Here is a 17197-nt window from a genome sequence, read left to right on the forward strand (position 1 = left end):
CCTCACCCTACGGGGCGTTCCCGCTGGCCGGGCAGGTGCGGGCTGTAGAGGTCGGACTCCGGTTTGCCCGGATCCACGGCATTCGGGCCATGGCCCAGGCCGTGGGTGATGTTTCCGGGATGTCCGGTGTGCACGCCGTGGTGCGGCGTACCGCCCAGCGGAGCGCCGGTGACGGCATGGGCGGCGGCGAGAGCGGTGCGCCGCATGGCCGCCACCGAGGACTCGCCGAGCTCGGGCCGCTCGTACCGCTCCCCTCTGTCCGCACGCTCCGCCCGGTCACCGCGCTCGGCGCGGCCCTCCGGACCGCCCTGCGGCCTGCGCGCCCGGTACGCCGCCCGGTAGGCGGCCGGGGAGGACCCCAGCTGCCGGCGGAAGTGACCGCGCAGGGCCACCGGCGAACGGAAACCGCAGCGCCCGGCGACCTCGTCCACGGAATAGTCCGAAGTCTCCAGGAGCCGCTGCGCCTGGAGCACCCGCTGGGTGATCAGCCACTGCAGCGGCGCACTGCCGGTGAGCGAACGGAACCGCCGGTCGAAGGTGCGGCGGCTCATATACGCCCGGGCGGCCAGGGTCTCCACGTCGAACTGCTCGTGGAGGTGCTCCAGTGCCCAGGCGACGACCTCGGCGAGCGGATCCGCGCCGATCTCCTCGGGTAAAGACCGGTCGAGATAGCGCTCCTGCCCGCCGCTGCGGCGCGGCGGCACGACGAGCCGGCGGGCCAGGGCCCCCGCGGCATCGGCGCCGTGGTCGGTGCGGACGATGTGCAGGCACAGATCGATGCCTGCCGCGGTGCCCGCGGAGGTCAGGACGTCGCCGTCGTCGACGAAGAGCTCCCGCGGGTCCACATGGACCGACGGATAGCGCTTGGCGAGTGTCGGCGCGTACATCCAGTGTGTGGTGGCGGGTCTGCCGTCCAGCAGCCCCGCGGCGGCCAGTACGAAGGCCCCGGTGCACAGCCCTACGATGCGGGCGCCCTCTTCGTGGGCACGGCGCAGTGCGTCGAGTGCGGCGGGCGGTGGCGGCTGGGTGATCGACCGCCAGGCCGGTACGACGACGGTGCCGGCCCTGGAGAGCGCCTCCAGGCCGTACGGTGCGGTCAGTTCCAGGCCGCCGGTTGTTCGCAATGGCACATCTTCGCCCGCGCACACCAGAAGTCGGTAGCGGGGGACTCCGGCATCCTGCCGGTCGATCCCGAACACGGAGAGCGGAATGGAGCTTTCGAAGATGGGGCCGCCGCTGAAGAGCAGTACGGCGACGATCTCACGGCGGCGGCGTCCGGAGAGCTTGCGCACGGTCTCCGGTACGGTCGTGGAGTCCTGGCTCATGGCGCTAAGCCCCCCTCGGCGGTCGAGTCCTCTCGGTCCTGCACGTTTCCCCTCGGTCCTGAACGGTTCCCCCGCCGGTCATGGCCAAGATCGAATCTACTGGGTCGGATGAAGTCGCGGTGACCAGTTCACCACCCGGCTCTATGTCGACATGACAACTTGGCGCGAAGCGTTCGATCACGAAGCGTTGCACTTGCAGGGCTCGCTGAAAAGTACGCCTCTCGCCCCTGCCCAATACCCGTGGGATGCAACCACCCCGTACAGCCCGTTACTTGCTGGTCGCCCGGCTGTTGGGAGCGGCCTGGGCCGGGGAATTGACCGCGTCCTGAAGTTGGCCGAAAACGTACGGCCTGATGCGTAGGAAAGCTCAGTCGACAGCCGTACCGGCGCCCGGATGACGGTTGCCGCGGTGCGTACCCGCACCCGTACGACCGTGTCGTCCGCGGTGCGGGACGGTCTGATCCGTCATCGCACGGGACGCGCTGCGCTCCGACTGCCGCAGCAGTGCGCGGCATGCGCAGGTGACGGCCACCAGGCCGGCCGCGCATCCCGCCGCGCCGCCGAAGGACTGACCGCACATCAGCAGGACGACGGGGACGAGGACACAGCTGAAGACGGCCCAGCGGACCACGTCGCTCACCGGATCGGGGGATTCGCGCCCGGCGGTGTCGTGCTGGGCGTCATCGCGGGTTCCGGGCACGGAGCGGCTCCCTCGTGGCGGCTGCTGGCGGTAGTACAACGGCGGTCGCGCGTGTGGGTCACTCGGGGAGCGGGCAGGGGTGGTGGGACCGGGGCATTGCGCTCCGCGCTGCCCTCGTGCATGCTCCGGTGAACGCTCACCCGTCGCTGTCACCGCCGTTGAGGGGGCACCGCGTGCCGCACCTTTCGACCGGGCGTCCGCCCCTCGCCCGCACCCGTCGTGCCGACGTGGTGCGCCGCGGCGTGCGCCCGGCGCGTGCGGGCGGCCGGCGACGGGAACCCCCTGGGCACGCCGCGAGTGGCGCCGTACCCTGGAGGGTAAGCCGTTGAAAAGATGAATCCCGGACGGATTTTCCTCCTCCGTCCGCCGCGCACCGTCCAGCCCCAGCGACAACTGCACTCCGTCCACCGCCGATCCCTCCGCAAGAGGACTTTCCCTCGCCGAGACACCATGGCCGGTCACGAATTCCCCGAACCCGCGGACCGCAAGCGGATCGCCGATCAAGCGGCGCTCCCCGAAGCGGCGGAAGAAACACGTCATTCCTGCGATCCGGCGTTCCAGCACGGCGTCGTGGTGGGCTTCGACGGTTCCGTGTCGAGTGAAAGGGCGCTTGCGTATGCAATCGGCATGGCCCGCCGCTCGGGCTCGGGACTGATCATCGTCCACGTCGCCAACCGACTGCCGACGACCGTGTGGGCGGGCTGCGAGCCCCCGGTCTTCGTCGATGTGCCCGACCATCGCACCGAGGTCCTGGGGCTCGAGCTGGCGTGCGCCGACCATCTCTCCGAGGTGCCCTGGATTCTCGTCGAGCGCGGCGGGGACATCTGCCACGAACTCGAGGAAGTCGGGCGGGAGTACGCGGCCGACGCCATCGTGGTGGGCTCCACGCACGGCATCGTCGGCCGGATCTTCGGCTCGGTGGCGGGCCGGCTGGCAAGGCGCGCACAGCGGCCGGTCGTTGTCATCCCGTGACGTCAAGCGACTGAAGTGACACGGGGGTTGGAAGTGGCTCCCTCGCAATTTACCCATGCGTAGGGGTGAATAACGCCTCACGCACGGGTAGAACACCGGCATGTGCGTGCTGCCGGGCGGGAGGTGACGGTTCCCGGGACCGGCGGCATCCACCGCCGGCGCGAGGGCGACGCCGGCACCGGGGAGGCGGCCTCCCCGCGCGTTTGGTGGCACGCGCGGGGAGAGCCGTCGGCCCGGCCTGCTCGGCCGTGGCCTACTCGACCGTGACGGACTTCGCCAGGTTGCGCGGCTTGTCGATGTCGCGGCCCATGGCCTTCGCCGTGTAGTAGGCGAGCAGTTGGAGCGGGATGCCCATCAGGATCGGGTCCAGCTCGTCCTCGTTCTTCGGCACCACGATCGTGTGGTCGGCCTTCTCCTGCACCTGGTGCGCGACCGCGAGGATGCGGCCGCTGCGGGCCTTGATCTCCTCCAGGGCGGCGCGGTTCTTCTCCAGCAGGTCGTCGTCCGGCACGATCGCGACCGTCGGCATCGCGGGCTCGATCAGGGCCAGCGGGCCGTGCTTGAGCTCGGAGGCCGGGTAGGCCTCGGCGTGGATGTACGAGACCTCCTTGAGCTTCAGCGAGGCCTCGCGCGCCACCGGGTAGCCCCGCACACGGCCGATGAACATCATCGACTTGGCGTCGGCGTACTCCTTGGCCAGCTGCTCGATCTCCGCCTCGTTCGCGAGGATCTCCTCGATCTGGGCGGGCAGCTTGCGCAGGCCCTCGATGATCCGCTTGCCGTCGGCGACGGACAGGTCGCGGGTGCGGCCCAGGTGCAGGGCGAACAGGCCGAAGGAGACCACCATGTTGGTGAAGCACTTGGTGGAGACGACGCAGACCTCGGGGCCGGCGTGCACGTAGATGCCGCCGTCGGTCTCGCGGGCGATCGCCGAACCGACCACGTTCACCAGGCCCAGGACGCGGGCGCCCTTGCGCTTGAGCTCCTGGACGGCGGCGAGGACGTCGTACGTCTCACCGGACTGGGACACCGCGATGTAGAGGGTGTCGGGGTCCACGACCGGGTTGCGGTAGCGGAACTCGGAGGCGGGCTCGGCGTCGGCGGGGATCCGGGCGAGCTCCTCGATCATCTGGGCGCCGATCTGGCCCGCGTGGTACGAGGTGCCGCAGCCCAGGATCTTCACCCGGCGCACGGCGCGGGCGTCACGGGCGTCGAGGTTGAGGCCGCCGAGGTGCACGGTGGAGAAGCGGTCGTCGATGCGGCCGCGCAGCGCGCGGTCCACGGCGTCGGCCTGCTCGTGGATCTCCTTGTGCATGTACGTGTCGTGGCCGCCCATGTCGTACGACTCGGCCTCCCACTCCACGGTGGTGGGCTGGGCCGAGGTGGCGGAGCCCTCGGTGGTGTACGTGCGGTACTCGTCGGCCTTGAGGGTGGCCATCTCGCCGTCGTCGAGGGTGACGATCTGACGGGTGTGGCTGACCAGGGCGGCGACGTCGGAGGAGACGAACATCTCCTTCTCGCCTATGCCCAGGACGACCGGCGAGCCGTTGCGGGCGACGACGATGCGGTCCGGGAAGTCGGCGTGCAGCACGGCGATGCCGTACGTGCCCTCGATGTGCCGCACGGCCTCGCGGACCTTCTCCTCGAGGGTCCCGGCCTGCGAGCGGCCGACGAGGTGGGCGAGGACCTCGGTGTCGGTGTCGGAGACGAAGACGACGCCCTCGGCGGTGAGGCGGGTGCGCAACTGGGCCGCGTTGTCGATGATGCCGTTGTGGACGACGGCGACCGTCTCGGCGGCGTCCACGTGCGGGTGGGCGTTGACGTCGTTGGGCGCGCCGTGGGTGGCCCAGCGGGTGTGGGCGATGCCGGTGGTGCCGTTGAAGCGCTTGGGGATCCGGGACTCGAGCTCACGCACCCGGCCCTTGGCCTTGGCGGTCTTCAGGCCGCCGCCCTTGCCGCTCGAGTGCAGGGCGATGCCCGCGGAGTCGTAGCCGCGGTACTCGAGGCGCTGGAGCCCCTCCAGCAGCAGCGGGGCGACGTCCCGCTTACCGATGTAACCGACGATTCCACACATGGTGGGCCCTCCCTTGGCGAACGGTGAACGTTGACGGGTGCTCGGAGACGGACGGCGGTCAGCCGTAGACGATGCGGCGCAGCTGCCGCAGCGAGAGTTCGGGCGGAGCCACCGCGCGGTGCGGCAGCTCGGCGGCGATCCGTTCGAAGATCTCCGCGTTGGCCGCCCCGCCGGACTGGAGCTCACGGTGGCGGCGGCGGACGAACTCCTCGGTCGTCTCGTCGAAGTACGCCAAAACGTCCAGCACCACCCGGGCGGCCTCGCCGCGCTGGAGCGGCGTGCTGCGCACCAGGTGGTCAACCAGGTCGTCGTGGGACGTTCGGCGTTCGAGCACCCGTCGATACTGAGGGGTACCGAAAGCTTTCGCAAGAATCCTGCCCGAAATCGGGCAGGGTCGCGGTCAAAGTTAGGGAGGAAGTGGTCAGAATCGGCGGAGAACGGCCTGTTTCGCCGCGGTGAACTCCTCGTCGGTGAGGATCCCCGCGTGATGCAGCTCACCCAGCTCGCGCAGGCGGCGCAGCAGGGTGTCGTGATCGACGGCGTCCTCCAGTTTTGGGGTGGGGGGCGTCGGGGTGGGGGACGTCAGGGCGGGCGCGGACGGTTCCGGCGCCGCCGGGTGGGGCAGCCGGGCGGTGACGGCGGCGGCGAGCAGGGCCATCAGCGGGTCCTTCTTGAAGCCGAACAGCTCCACGGCGTGCGGGTCCCGCTTGGGCGGGATCTTGCTGGGGCCGCCCGCGGTGGTGAAGCGGAGGAATCCGTTCTCCAGGCCCGCGGAGGGCCGCCACTCCACGGAGCGGATGTCGGCCAGGGTGAGGACGGTGTGCCCGGACGTCCGCTTGACCTCGTCCGTCTTCCAGTTCCACTCCAGCCGGACGCGCTCGCCGTCGAAGACGGCGGTGCCGTCGCCGGCGCTCACGGTCAGGGGGACGGCCGGGCCCGGCAGCAGGTAGCGGTCCGTGGGGCCCGCGGGCACCTGCTCGAGCAGCAGCGCCTGGCGCACCTCGTCCACCAGGTAGTCCGCGACGCCGGTGGCCGAGGCGTCGACGGCCAGCTGGTAGGGGTCGGCGGCGTCGGGCAGCCGGCCGCCGACGGCCTGGGTCAGCGGGTCGGCGCCGCCGCGCAGTTGCAGGCGCAGCCGGCCGCCCTTGCGGGCGGCCTCGAAGGCGATGCCCGCCACGGCCGTCAGTGGTACGGCCAGTTCGCCGAGCGTCTGCCGTGCCGTGTGCACTCCACGGTCCGAGCCGGGGACGATGCGGATGACATCGCCCTCGAACGCCCAGGTGCCGTCCTTCTGCAGGATCTCAACCATGCGGGCAATTCTCCCAGCCCGCCCGCACGGTGGTCAGTCAGCCCGTGAGCCCCAACTCGCGGGCGATCAGCATCCGCTGGACCTCGCTGGTGCCCTCGCCGATCTCGAGGATCTTCGCGTCCCGCCACATGCGGGCGACCGGGTATTCGTTCATGAAGCCGTAGCCGCCGTGGATCTGGGTGGCCTCGCGGGCGTTGGTGACCGCGATCTCCGACGAGTAGAGCTTGGCGAGCGCGGCCTCCTTCTTGAACGGCTCGCCGTGCACCAGCCGGGAGGCGGCGTCGCGCCAGGCGAGCCGGGAGGTGTGGGCCCGCAGCTCCATGTCGGCGAGCTTGAACTGGATGGCCTGGTTGTCGCCGATGGGCCTGCCGAACGCCTTGCGGGTCTTCGCGTACGTCAGGGACTCGTCGACGCAGCCCTGGGCGAGGCCCGTCGCGAGGGCGGCGATGGCGATCCGGCCCTCGTCGAGGATGCGCAGGAACTGGGCGTATCCGCGGCCCTCCTCGCCCAGCAGGTTCGCCGCCGGCACCCGGACGTCGGAGAAGGACAGCTCGTGGGTGTCCGAGGCGTTCCAGCCGACCTTGGAGTACGCGGGCGCGACCGTGAAGCCGGGGGTGCCGGACGGCACGATGATCGAGGAGATCACCGGCTTGCCCGTGTCCGTACGGCCGGTGACGGCGGTGACCGTGACCAGGGCGGTGATGTCCGTGCCCGAGTTGGTGATGAAGGACTTGGTGCCGTTGATCACCCACTCGCCGGTGGTCTCGTCCAGCCGGGCGGTGGTGCGGGTGCCGCCCGCGTCCGAGCCGCAGTCGGGCTCGGTCAGGCCGAACGCGCCCAGCGCCTCGCCCGCACAGAGCCTGGGCAGCCAGGTGCGCTTCTGCTCCTCGGTGCCGAAGCGGTAGACCGGCATCGCGCCGAGGGAGACGCCCGCCTCCAGGGTGATCGCCACCGAGGAGTCGACGCGGGCCAGCTCCTCGAGCGCGATGCCGAGGGCCAGGTAGTCGCCGCCCATCCCGCCGTACTCCTCGGGGAAGGGTAGCCCGAACAGGCCCATGCGGCCCATGTCGCGCACGATCTCGTAGGGGAACTCGTGGCGCTCGTAGAGATCGCCGATCTTGGGGGCGATCACGTCGTGCGCGAACTCCTCGACGGTGCGGCGGAGTTCCTCGTGCTCGGGGGTGAGGCGGTGGTCCAAGGGCATGGCTCAGCGCTCCTGGTGGGAGAGGGCACGAACGGTGCGGGACGGGCTGGGTCGGCCCACGTGGGCGGCCATCCACACGCTGGTGGCGGTGAGACGGCCGAGGTCGACCCCGGTGGCGATGCCGAGGCCGTTCAGCATCCACACGAGGTCTTCGGTGGCGAGGTTGCCGGTGGCGCTCTTCGCGTACGGGCAGCCGCCGAGGCCGCCCGCGGAGGAGTCGACGGTGGTCACACCGTGCCGCAGCGCGGTGAGGGTGTTGGACAGGGCCTGTCCGTAGGTGTCGTGGAAGTGGACGGCGAGGCGCTCCACGGGCACGCCGGCCGCGCCGAGCGCGGTCAGCAGGGCGGAGACATGGCCCGGGGTGGCGACGCCGATGGTGTCCCCGAGGCTCAGCTCGTCACAGCCGAGGTCCATGAGCCGGCGGCTGACCTCGACGACCTGGTCGACGGGCACGGCACCCTCCCAGGGGTCGCCGAAGCACATGGAGAGATAGCCGCGGACCCGGGCGCCGGCCTCCTTCGCCCGGTTCACGACCGGGGCGAACATCTCGAGGGACTCGTCGACGGTGCGGTTGAGGTTGGCCTTGGCGAACGACTCGGTCGCACTGCCGAAGACGGCGATCTCGCGGACGCCGAGGGCGAGGGCCCGGTCGAGGCCGCGGGCGTTGGGCACGAGGACGGGGAGCCGGGTGGCCGGGCCGAGGCCCTCGAGCATCGGCATCAGCTGTTCCGCGTCGGCGAGTTGGGGCACCCAGCGGGGGTGCACGAAGCTCGTCGCCTCGATGGTGCCCAGGCCCGCGTCGGCGAGGCGGCGGATGAACTCCGCCTTGACCTCGGTCGGGACGGTGGCCTTCTCGTTCTGCAGGCCGTCGCGCGGGCCGACCTCGTGGATGCGGACGCGCTCCGGGAGACCGGGGTCCCGGACGGTCATCGGCAGTCCCTCGGTCATCTCGATCATGACGCCTCCTCCTCGGTGTCGGGGGTGACGACGGCGAGCACCTGGTCCATGGCGACGGTGCTGCCGGGGGTGACGTCGAGCTCGGTGACCGTCCCGGCGTGGGGGGCGGCGATGACGTGCTCCATCTTCATCGCCTCCACGACCAGGAGGCTCTGGCCGGCCGCCACGGTGTCGCCGATGCCCGCCTTGACGATGGTGACGGTGCCGGGCATGGGGGCGGTGAGGGTGCCTGCGTGCGCGGCGCTTGTGTTGGTCTTGGCCGCGACGGGGTCGTGGTCCTGGACGTGCCAGGTGTCGCCGTCGAGGCCGAGCCAGTGCCCGTCCGGGCTGGGGGTGTGGGTGAAGTGATGCGTGATCCCGCACCAGGTGACGGTGGCGGTGTCCGCAGTCAGGGACCCGAGGCTGACGACCGGGTGCGGCCCGGTGGTCGGTTGGTGCCCACCCGTTCCGCCCTGCGGAACGTCTGCCCACCAACCGACCACCTCCGCGTCCGACGCGCTACCGCGGACCTGTACGGCCACCGGGTCGTGGCCCGCCACCCGCAGGTGGTGCGGCGTCCAGGCCGCCTCGGCGCCCAGGCGCCAGCCGTTCGGGACCGAGAACGGGTCCGTCCAGCCGTCGGAGGCGTCCGGTTCCAGGGCCGCCTGGCGGAGCAGCGCTGCCGCCACGTAGATCTCCTCCGGGACCGGTCGGCCCGCGAGGGATTCCCCGTCGCGGTCGACGAGGCCCGTGTCGAGGCTGCCCGATGCCACGTCCGGGTGGGCCAACAGACGCCGCAGGAAACCCGTGTTGGTCTCCACACCCAGCACGGACGTCCGCGCCAGCGCGCCCCGCAGCCGGCGCAGGGCCGTGGCCCGGTCCGGGCCGTGGGCGATGACTTTGGCCAGCATCGGGTCGTACGCCGTGCCGACCTCCGTGCCCACCGAGAGGCCGGAGTCGACGCGGACGCCCTCGCCCCGCGGCTCGCGCAGCGCCCGCACCGTGCCCGCCGAGGGCAGGAAGCCCCGGGCGGGGACCTCCGCGCAGATGCGGGCCTCGACGGCGTGGCCGTCGAGGACGACCTCCTCCTGGCTCAGGGCCAGCCGCTCGCCGGCGGCGGTCCTGATCTGCCACTCCACCAGGTCCAGGCCGGTGATCAGCTCGGTGACCGGGTGCTCGACCTGGAGGCGGGTGTTCATCTCCATGAAGAAGTACGAGGCCGGGTTGTCGCCCGGGACGATGAACTCCACCGTGCCCGCACCGGTGTAGCCGCAGGAGCGGGCGGCCTGGACGGCGGCCTCACCCATCGCGGCGCGGGTCGGCTCGTCGAGCAGGACGCTCGGGGCCTCCTCGATGATCTTCTGGTGGCGGCGCTGGAGGGAGCACTCGCGCTCGCCGAGGTGGATGACATGGCCGTGGCCATCCGCCAGGACCTGGATCTCGATGTGGCGGGGGCGGTCGATCCAGCGCTCGACGAGCAGGGTGTCGTCACCGAACGAACCGCGGGCCTCGCGCCGGGCGGCGGCGATCTCCTCGCCGAGCCGGGCCTCCTCGCGCACGAGCCGCATGCCCTTGCCGCCGCCGCCCGCCGAGGGCTTGAGCAGCACGGGCATGCCGATCTCCCGTGCCGCCGCGGCGAGTTCGGCGTCGGACAGGCCGCTGCCGGACGAGCCCGGGACGACCGGCACCCCTGCCGCCCGCACCGTCTCCTTGGCGCGGATCTTGTCGCCCATCAGCTCTATCGCCCCGGCGGGCGGCCCGATGAAGACGAGCCCGGCGTCCGCGCAGGCGCGGGCGAAGGCGGCGTTCTCCGCGAGGAAGCCATAGCCGGGGTGGACGGCCTGCGCGCCCGAGCGCGCGGCGGCCTCGAGCAGTCGCTCGACGGAGAGGTAGCTCTCCGCCGCGGCCGCCGGGCCGATCCGCACGGCGGTGTCGGCCTCGCGCACATGCCGGGCATCGGCGTCGGCGTCACTGAAGACGGCGACGGACCGGATGCCCATGCGGTGCAGGGTGCGGATGACCCGGACCGCGATCTCGCCGCGGTTGGCGACCAGGACGCTCTCGAACATCGCTGACATGTCCTCTCACATCCGGAAGACGCCGAAGCCGGGCCCGGCCGGGTCGCGTTGGGGCAGGGGAGCGTTGGCGCAGGCGGTGAGGGCGAGGCCCAGCACCTGGCGGGTCTCCAGCGGGTCGATGATGCCGTCGTCCCACAGCCGCGCCGTCGCGTAGTAGGCGCTGCCCTGGGTCTCGTACTGCTCGCGGATGGGGGAGCGGAAGGCTTCCTCCTCCTCGGTGCTCCAGGACTCGCCGCGCGCCTCCAACTGGTCGCGCTTGACGGTCGCGAGCACGGAGGCCGCCTGCTCGCCGCCCATCACCGAGATCTTGGCGTTGGGCCACATCCACAGGAAGCGCGGCGAATAGGCGCGGCCGCACATCGAGTAGTTGCCCGCGCCGTACGAACCGCCGATGACGACCGTCAGCTTGGGCACGCGGGCGCAGGCCACGGCCGTCACCATCTTCGCGCCGTGCTTGGCGATGCCGCCCGCCTCGTACTGCCGGCCGACCATGAAGCCCGAGATGTTCTGCAGGAAGACGAGAGGTATGCCGCGCTGGTCGCACAGCTCGATGAAGTGCGCGCCCTTCTGGGCGGATTCGGAGAAGAGGATGCCGTTGTTGGCGACGATGCCGACCGGGTGGCCGTGGATCCGGGCGAAGCCGGTGACCAGCGTCTGCCCGAACTCGGCCTTGAACTCGGCGAACCGGGAGCCGTCGACCACGCGGGCGATGACCTCGCGGACGTCGTAGGGCGTGCGGGAGTCGACGGGGACCGCGCCGTAGAGCCCGGCGGGGTCGGCCTTGGGCTCCTCCGCGGGCTCCACCGACCACGGCAGCGGGCCGCGCGCGCCGAGCGTCGAGACGATGGTGCGCACGATGCGCAGGGCGTGTGCGTCGTCCTCCGCGAGGTGGTCGGTGACGCCCGAGACCTTGGAGTGGACCTCGCCGCCGCCCAGTTCCTCGGCCGTGACGACCTCGCCCGTCGCGGCCTTCACCAGGGGCGGCCCGCCCAGGAAGATCGTGCCCTGGCCGCGCACGATGACCGCCTCGTCGCTCATCGCCGGGACATAGGCGCCGCCCGCGGTGCAGGAGCCGAGGACCGCGGCGATCTGCGGGATGCCCGCGCCCGACATGCGGGCCTGGTTGTAGAAGATGCGGCCGAAGTGCTCGCGGTCGGGGAAGACCTCGTCCTGCATCGGCAGGAAGGCGCCGCCGGAGTCCACGAGATACAGGCACGGGAGCCTGTTCTCCAGCGCGATCTCCTGGGCGCGCAGGTGCTTCTTGACGGTCATCGGGTAGTACGTGCCGCCCTTGACCGTGGCGTCGTTGGCGACGATCACCGCCTCGCGGCCGGACACCCGGCCGATCCCGGCGATGACGCCTGCGGCGGGGGCGGCCCCTCCGTACATCCCGTCGGCCGCCAGGGGGGCCAGCTCGAGGAACGGGGAGCCCGGGTCGAGCAGGGCGTCGACTCTCTCGCGCGGCAGCAGCTTGCCGCGCTCGGTGTGCCGCGCCCGGGCCCGCTCGCCGCCTCCCAGCCGGGCCGTGGCGAGCTTCTCCCGCAGCCGGGCCGCCAGCTCGCGATGCGCGGCCTCGTTGGCACGCCAGGCCTCGGATCCCGGATCCGCGGCACTGGCCAGCGCTGGTGCCTGCTGCATGTCACGAGCCCCCTTGCTCGGTTAATGAGCGTTAACACATCCCCTTCAGGTTAACGGCGGCTAACGTCGCTGTCTACACTTTGTCCCGTGACCGACCCAGTCAGCCGCGCCCGCGCGGCCATGCCTGCCCCCGTCCCCGCCCCCAGTCGCCGTGAGCGGATCCTCCAGGAGGCCGCCCGGCTCTTCGCCGAGCGCGGCTTCCACGGTGTCGGGGTCGACGAGATAGGTGCGGCCGTCGGCATCAGCGGCCCCGGTCTCTACCGCCACTTCGCGGGCAAGGACGCGATGCTCGCCGAGCTGCTGGTCGGCATCAGCGGACGCCTGCTCACGGGCGGCCGCGAGCGCGTCGCCGCCGCGGCCGGGACGGACGGCGGCCCGGCCGCCGTGCTCGGCTCGCTCGTCGACGGGCACATCGACTTCGCGCTGGACGACCGCGCGCTGATCGTGCTCCACGACCGTGAGCTGAACCAGCTCCGCGAGAGCGACCGCAAGCTCGTCCGCTCGCTCCAGCGGCAGTACGTCGAGCTGTGGGTCGAGGTCGTCCGGCAGCTGTATCCGCAGGCCTCCGAGGCCGATACGCGTGCCGCCGTCCACGCCGTGTTCGGGCTCCTCAACTCCACCCCGCATCTCGGCCGTCCCGGAGCCCTGCCCGGCCGCGACGCCACGGCCGCGCTGCTGCGCCGGCTGGCGCATGGCGCGCTGGCGGCCCTGGCGGCCCTGGCGGAGTGAGGCCGCCCTGAAGGAGTGAGTGAACGCTTCAATCCTGGACAGTTGCATTGACCGGCGGGTAGCTTTCGCTGAGCAAGCGCTTAGCGTCGGCGCGAACGGGCTCACACAAGGGGGTTGTTGTGCGTCGTACGGTGTTCAACGAGGACCATGAGGCGTTCCGGGAGACCATCCGCGCCTTCATCGCCGCCGAGGTCGTGCCGTACTACGACGAGTGGCGCCAAGCGGGCGCCGTGCCGCGCGAGTTCTACAAGAAGCTCGGCGAGCTGGGCATCTTCGGCATCGAGGTCCCCGAGGAGTACGGCGGCGCGGGCGAGCACAGCTTCAAGTACCAGGCCGTCATCACCGAGGAGTGCGCCCGCGCGGGCGTCAGCTTCGGCGGCAGCAGCGTGCACACCGCGCTCTGCCTGCCCTATCTGCTCGCGTACGCCACCGAGGAGCAGAAGCGGCGCTGGCTGCCGCCCTTCGTCTCGGGCGACATGATGACCGCCATCGCCATGACCGAGCCCGGCACCGGCTCCGACCTGGCCGGCATGCGCACCACGGCCCGGCTCTCCGAGGATGGCACGCACTACGTCCTCAACGGCGCCAAGACCTTCATCACCGGCGGCGTCCAGGCCGACCGGGTGCTCGTGTGCGCCCGTACCGCCCCCGCCACCCCCGAGGACCGGCGCGGCGGCATCTCCATCCTCGCCGTCGACACCGCCTCCGAGGGCTACGAGGTCGGCCGCAAGCTGGAGAAGCTCGGGCTGCACACCTCCGACACGGCCGAACTGTCCTTCACCGACGTCAAGGTGCCCGTCGGCGACCTTCTCGGCGAGGAGGGCAAGGCCTTCGGCTACCTCGGGCAGAACCTGCCGCAGGAGCGGCTGGGCATCGCCGTCGCCGCGTACGCGCAGTCGGCCGCGGCCCTCGAGTTCGCGACGGCGTACGTGCGGGAGCGCACGGTCTTCGGCAAGGCGGTCGCCTCGTTCCAGAACACCAAGTTCGTGCTCGCCGACTGCAAGGCCGAGACCGACGCCATGCAGGCGGTCGTCGACCGTGCCCTCGACGCGCACGACGCGGGCGAACTGACCGCCGCCGACGCGGCGTCGGCGAAGCTTTTCACCACCGAGCGCGCGGCCGTCGTCATCGACAAGTGCCTTCAGCTGCACGGTGGTTACGGATACATGATGGAGTTCCCGATCGCCCGCCTGTACGCGGACACCCGCGTCAGCCGCATCTACGGCGGCACGAGTGAGGTCATGCGCTCCATCATCGCCAAGTCGATGGGCCTGTAAGGAACTTCCGTACCATGAACGAACCCGACACTCCCCTGAACGATCTCCTCGACCTGCTCGACCTCGAGCGGATCGAGAAGGACATCTTCCGCGGCGTCAGCCGTCACGCGCTCATCCCGCGGGTCTTCGGCGGCCAGGTGGCCGCGCAGGCGCTGGTCGCCGCGGGGCGTACGGTCCCGGAGGACCGGCACGCGCATTCCCTGCACGCCTACTTCCTGCGGCCCGGCGATCCCGGTGTGCCCATCGTGTACACCGTCGACCGCATCCGCGACGGGCGTTCGTTCACCACGCGGCGCGTGGTGGCCGTCCAGCACGGGCAGCCCATCTTCCATCTCTCCGCGTCGTTCCAGGCGTACGAGGAGGGCCTCGAGCACCAGGAGCCGATGCCGTCCGCGCCGGATCCGCTCACGCTCCCGACCGCCGCGGAGATGCTGCGGCGCCATGCCGACCGGATCGGCGGGATGGGTGTGGTGGAGCGGCTGCTCGAGGCGCGCGCCGCGGTGGACCTGCGGTACGTGGACGAGCCGCCGTTCGCGAGTGCGGGGCGGCCCCGCGAGCCGAAGTCCCAGGTGTGGTTCCGGACGGACGGCAAGCTGGCGGACGATCCGCTGCTGCACGTCTGCCTCGCCACGTACGTCTCCGACATGACGCTCCTCGACAGCGTGCTGCTCGCGCACGGGCGCGGCGGGTGGGTCGTCGGCGATGTCGTAGGCGCCAGCCTCGACCACGCGATGTGGTTCCACCGGCCGTTCCGGGCGGACGAGTGGCTGCTGTACGACCAGGAGAGCTCGACGTCGCAGGGCGGGCGCGGGCTGGCGAAGGGGCGCATCTTCACGCAGGACGGGCGGTTGGCGGTGTCGGTGATACAGGAGGGTGTTGTGCGGGTGCCGCGGTGAAAACCAGCCCGTCCGGCGTTTGAGGACAACCGCGCGGAGCGCGGTTTCGGGTCCCCCGCGTCAGCCCAGCAACCCCGCCTCCGCCAGCAGATACGCCGTCATCGGCTCGTAGAAGCGCGGATCCGCGACGTGGTCGTCCAGCGGCACGGCCACCTGCAACGTCCCCTCCGCCTCCGCCAGGAACAACGCGGGGTCGTTGCAGTCCGCGTACCCCACCGTGTCGATGCCGCGCTGCGCCGCGCAGCCGGCCCAGCCGTGGTCGGCGACGACGAGGTCCGGCAGCGGGCGGCCCTCCCACCGCAGGCCGTCGAGGACGGCCGCCATCGGCGCGGGGGAGTGCGTGTGGCACAGGGACGCGCCGCGCTCGTACACGGCGACGTCCGCGACCTGGTACACGCAGCCGTCGTCCGCCCGCAGCCCGCTCGGGACGGAGACGATCTCGCACCCCGCGGCCCGCAGCGCGCCGGCCGTCATGCGGTGCACGTCCAGCAGGCCGCCGGGGTGCCCGGTGGCGAACAGCACGCGCTGCCGGGTCTCGGCCGCCTTGCGCAGGAAGGCGGCCATGCGCTCGAGGGCGGCCACCGTCAGCTCGGGGTCGATCGTGTCCTGGCCCGACCGCAGTGCGGGATCGTCGCTGACCCCGCACCTCTCCGCCATGACGGCCAGGACGTCCTGCTCGTCGGCCCACCGGTCGCCCAGCTCCACGCCCAGCCAGTACTGCCGGTCGCCGTGCGCGAGCTTGCGGTAGTGGTCCAGGCTGTTGGCCCGGGGTGTCGCGACGACACCCGCGATGTACGTACGGACGAGGTGGCCGATCAGTTCGGCACGGGTGGGCACGGGCAGCGGCGGCATCGGCATGAGGCCATTCTTCCCCGCTCGCGTGCGCGATGGACGTGGTGTCCATAAGAGAAAGCCGCACCCCTCAATTCCGTATATGTGCGGCCCGGCCCGCTCTCCCTACCCTCGGTTACGTCCACCGCAGCCACCGGAGAAGAGCCCCCGCATGACCAGCGCACCGCAAGGCCCCGTCGACTCGTCCCGCATCCCGCGCTACGCCGGACCGGCCACCTTCGCCCGCCTGCCGCGCCTGGACGAGGTCGGCACGGCCGACATCGCCGTCGTCGGCGTGCCCTTCGACACCGGTGTCTCCTACCGCCCGGGCGCCCGCTTCGGCGGCAACGCGATCCGCGAGGCGTCCCGGCTGCTGCGCCCGTACAACCCGGCCCAGGACGCCTCGCCCTTCGCGCTCGCCCAGGTCGCGGACGCGGGCGACATCGCGGCGAACCCGTTCAACATCGACGAGGCCGTGGAGGCCGTCGAGGCCGCGGCGGACGACCTGCTGAGCACCGGCGCCCGGCTGATGACGCTCGGCGGTGACCACACCATCGCCCTGCCGCTGCTGCGCTCCGTCGCCAAGAAGCACGGCCCGGTCGCCCTGCTGCACTTCGACGCGCACCTGGACACCTGGGACACCTACTTCGGCGCCGAGTACACCCACGGCACGCCCTTCCGGCGGGCCGTCGAGGAGGGCATCCTCGACACCTCCGCCCTCTCGCACGTCGGCACGCGCGGACCGCTCTACGGCAAGCAGGACCTGGACGACGACGCGAAGATGGGCTTCGGCATCGTCACGTCGGCGGACGTCATGCGCCGCGGCGTGGACGAGGTGGCGGACCAGCTGCGCCAGCGGATCGGCGACCGGCCGCTGTACATCTCGATCGACATCGACGTGCTGGACCCGGCCCATGCCCCCGGCACCGGCACGCCGGAGGCGGGCGGCCTCACCTCCCGCGAGCTGCTGGAGATCATCCGCGGGCTGGCGGGCTGCAACCTGGTCTCCGCCGACCTGGTCGAGGTGGCCCCGGCGTACGACCACGCGGAGATCACGGCGGTTGCGGCCTCCCACACGGCGTACGAGCTGACGACGATCATGTCCCGGCAGATCGCGGACGCACGGAGCTGATCAAAGCGCGCCGCGTAAAGAGCGCGTAAGACCGGAAGGGGCCCGCGACAAGGGCCCGTCAGGGAGCATCCGGAGAGGCGGAGCCGCACGGTTGGG

Annotated in this window: 15 protein-coding genes; 5 read left to right on the top strand and 10 right to left on the bottom strand. The window is 71.6% G+C overall.

What is annotated here, in order from left to right:
* Window positions 1–2: 2 nt before the first annotated feature.
* Window positions 3–1325 carry a helix-turn-helix domain-containing protein gene (locus ACV530_RS30445; protein WP_494335878.1) on the bottom strand — a complete coding sequence of 441 codons (1323 nt, stop codon included), beginning with the start codon at window positions 1323–1325 and terminating at the stop codon, window positions 3–5.
* Window positions 1326–1692: 367 nt separating this feature from the next.
* Window positions 1693–2025: a hypothetical protein gene (locus ACV530_RS30450; protein ID WP_494335879.1), complete on the bottom strand. Its 333-nt coding sequence runs from the start codon at window positions 2023–2025 to the stop codon at window positions 1693–1695.
* A gap of 450 nt (window positions 2026–2475) precedes the next feature.
* Here ACV530_RS30450 and ACV530_RS30455 point away from each other — a divergent pair, with 450 nt between their 5' ends.
* Window positions 2476–2997 carry a universal stress protein gene (locus tag ACV530_RS30455; RefSeq protein WP_494335880.1) on the top strand — a complete coding sequence of 174 codons (522 nt, stop codon included), beginning with the start codon at window positions 2476–2478 and terminating at the stop codon, window positions 2995–2997.
* 253 nt (window positions 2998–3250) lie between these two features.
* Here ACV530_RS30455 and glmS read toward each other — a convergent pair whose 3' ends face one another.
* The 7 genes from glmS to ACV530_RS30490 all read right to left on the bottom strand — a co-directional run bounded on the left by glmS (window position 3251) and on the right by ACV530_RS30490 (window position 12236).
* The gene (gene glmS, locus ACV530_RS30460) at window positions 3251–5071 is read right to left on the bottom strand and encodes a glutamine--fructose-6-phosphate transaminase (isomerizing) (protein WP_494335881.1); all 1821 of its coding nucleotides are present in this window, start codon (window positions 5069–5071) and stop codon (window positions 3251–3253) included.
* A gap of 58 nt (window positions 5072–5129) precedes the next feature.
* The gene (locus ACV530_RS30465; protein WP_494335882.1) at window positions 5130–5405 is read right to left on the bottom strand and encodes a hypothetical protein; all 276 of its coding nucleotides are present in this window, start codon (window positions 5403–5405) and stop codon (window positions 5130–5132) included.
* Window positions 5406–5492: 87 nt separating this feature from the next.
* Window positions 5493–6380: a DUF4429 domain-containing protein gene (locus ACV530_RS30470; protein WP_494335883.1), complete on the bottom strand. Its 888-nt coding sequence runs from the start codon at window positions 6378–6380 to the stop codon at window positions 5493–5495.
* A 37-nt stretch (window positions 6381–6417) separates the two neighbouring features.
* A complete protein-coding gene (locus tag ACV530_RS30475) occupies window positions 6418–7578 on the bottom strand; it encodes an acyl-CoA dehydrogenase family protein (RefSeq protein ID WP_494335905.1) in 1161 nt (386 codons plus the stop codon).
* Between the two features lie 9 nt (window positions 7579–7587).
* Complete coding sequence (locus ACV530_RS30480; protein WP_494335906.1) at window positions 7588–8532, bottom strand: hydroxymethylglutaryl-CoA lyase; 945 nt, start codon at window positions 8530–8532, stop codon at window positions 7588–7590.
* 5 nt (window positions 8533–8537) lie between these two features.
* The gene (locus ACV530_RS30485; RefSeq protein ID WP_494335884.1) at window positions 8538–10589 is read right to left on the bottom strand and encodes an acetyl/propionyl/methylcrotonyl-CoA carboxylase subunit alpha; all 2052 of its coding nucleotides are present in this window, start codon (window positions 10587–10589) and stop codon (window positions 8538–8540) included.
* 15 nt (window positions 10590–10604) lie between these two features.
* Entirely contained in the window at window positions 10605–12236 is a 1632-nt protein-coding gene (locus tag ACV530_RS30490) for a carboxyl transferase domain-containing protein (RefSeq protein ID WP_494335885.1), read from the bottom strand.
* 120 nt (window positions 12237–12356) lie between these two features.
* Here ACV530_RS30490 and ACV530_RS30495 point away from each other — a divergent pair, with 120 nt between their 5' ends.
* The 3 genes from ACV530_RS30495 to tesB all read left to right on the top strand — a co-directional run bounded on the left by ACV530_RS30495 (window position 12357) and on the right by tesB (window position 15138).
* A complete protein-coding gene (locus ACV530_RS30495; protein ID WP_494335907.1) occupies window positions 12357–12965 on the top strand; it encodes an SACE_7040 family transcriptional regulator in 609 nt (202 codons plus the stop codon).
* Between the two features lie 119 nt (window positions 12966–13084).
* A complete protein-coding gene (locus tag ACV530_RS30500; RefSeq protein WP_494335886.1) occupies window positions 13085–14242 on the top strand; it encodes an acyl-CoA dehydrogenase family protein in 1158 nt (385 codons plus the stop codon).
* Window positions 14243–14256: 14 nt separating this feature from the next.
* Complete coding sequence (gene tesB / locus ACV530_RS30505) at window positions 14257–15138, top strand: acyl-CoA thioesterase II (protein WP_494335887.1); 882 nt, start codon at window positions 14257–14259, stop codon at window positions 15136–15138.
* A 60-nt stretch (window positions 15139–15198) separates the two neighbouring features.
* Here the strand turns inward: tesB and ACV530_RS30510 are convergent, their stop codons facing one another.
* A complete protein-coding gene (locus ACV530_RS30510; RefSeq protein WP_494335908.1) occupies window positions 15199–15990 on the bottom strand; it encodes a phosphatase in 792 nt (263 codons plus the stop codon).
* Between the two features lie 151 nt (window positions 15991–16141).
* Here ACV530_RS30510 and speB point away from each other — a divergent pair, with 151 nt between their 5' ends.
* Entirely contained in the window at window positions 16142–17101 is a 960-nt protein-coding gene (gene speB / locus ACV530_RS30515; protein WP_494335888.1) for an agmatinase, read from the top strand.
* Window positions 17102–17197: the final 96 nt, after the last annotated feature.

The sequence above is a fragment of the Streptomyces sp. SX-6 genome, assembly GCF_059089585.1.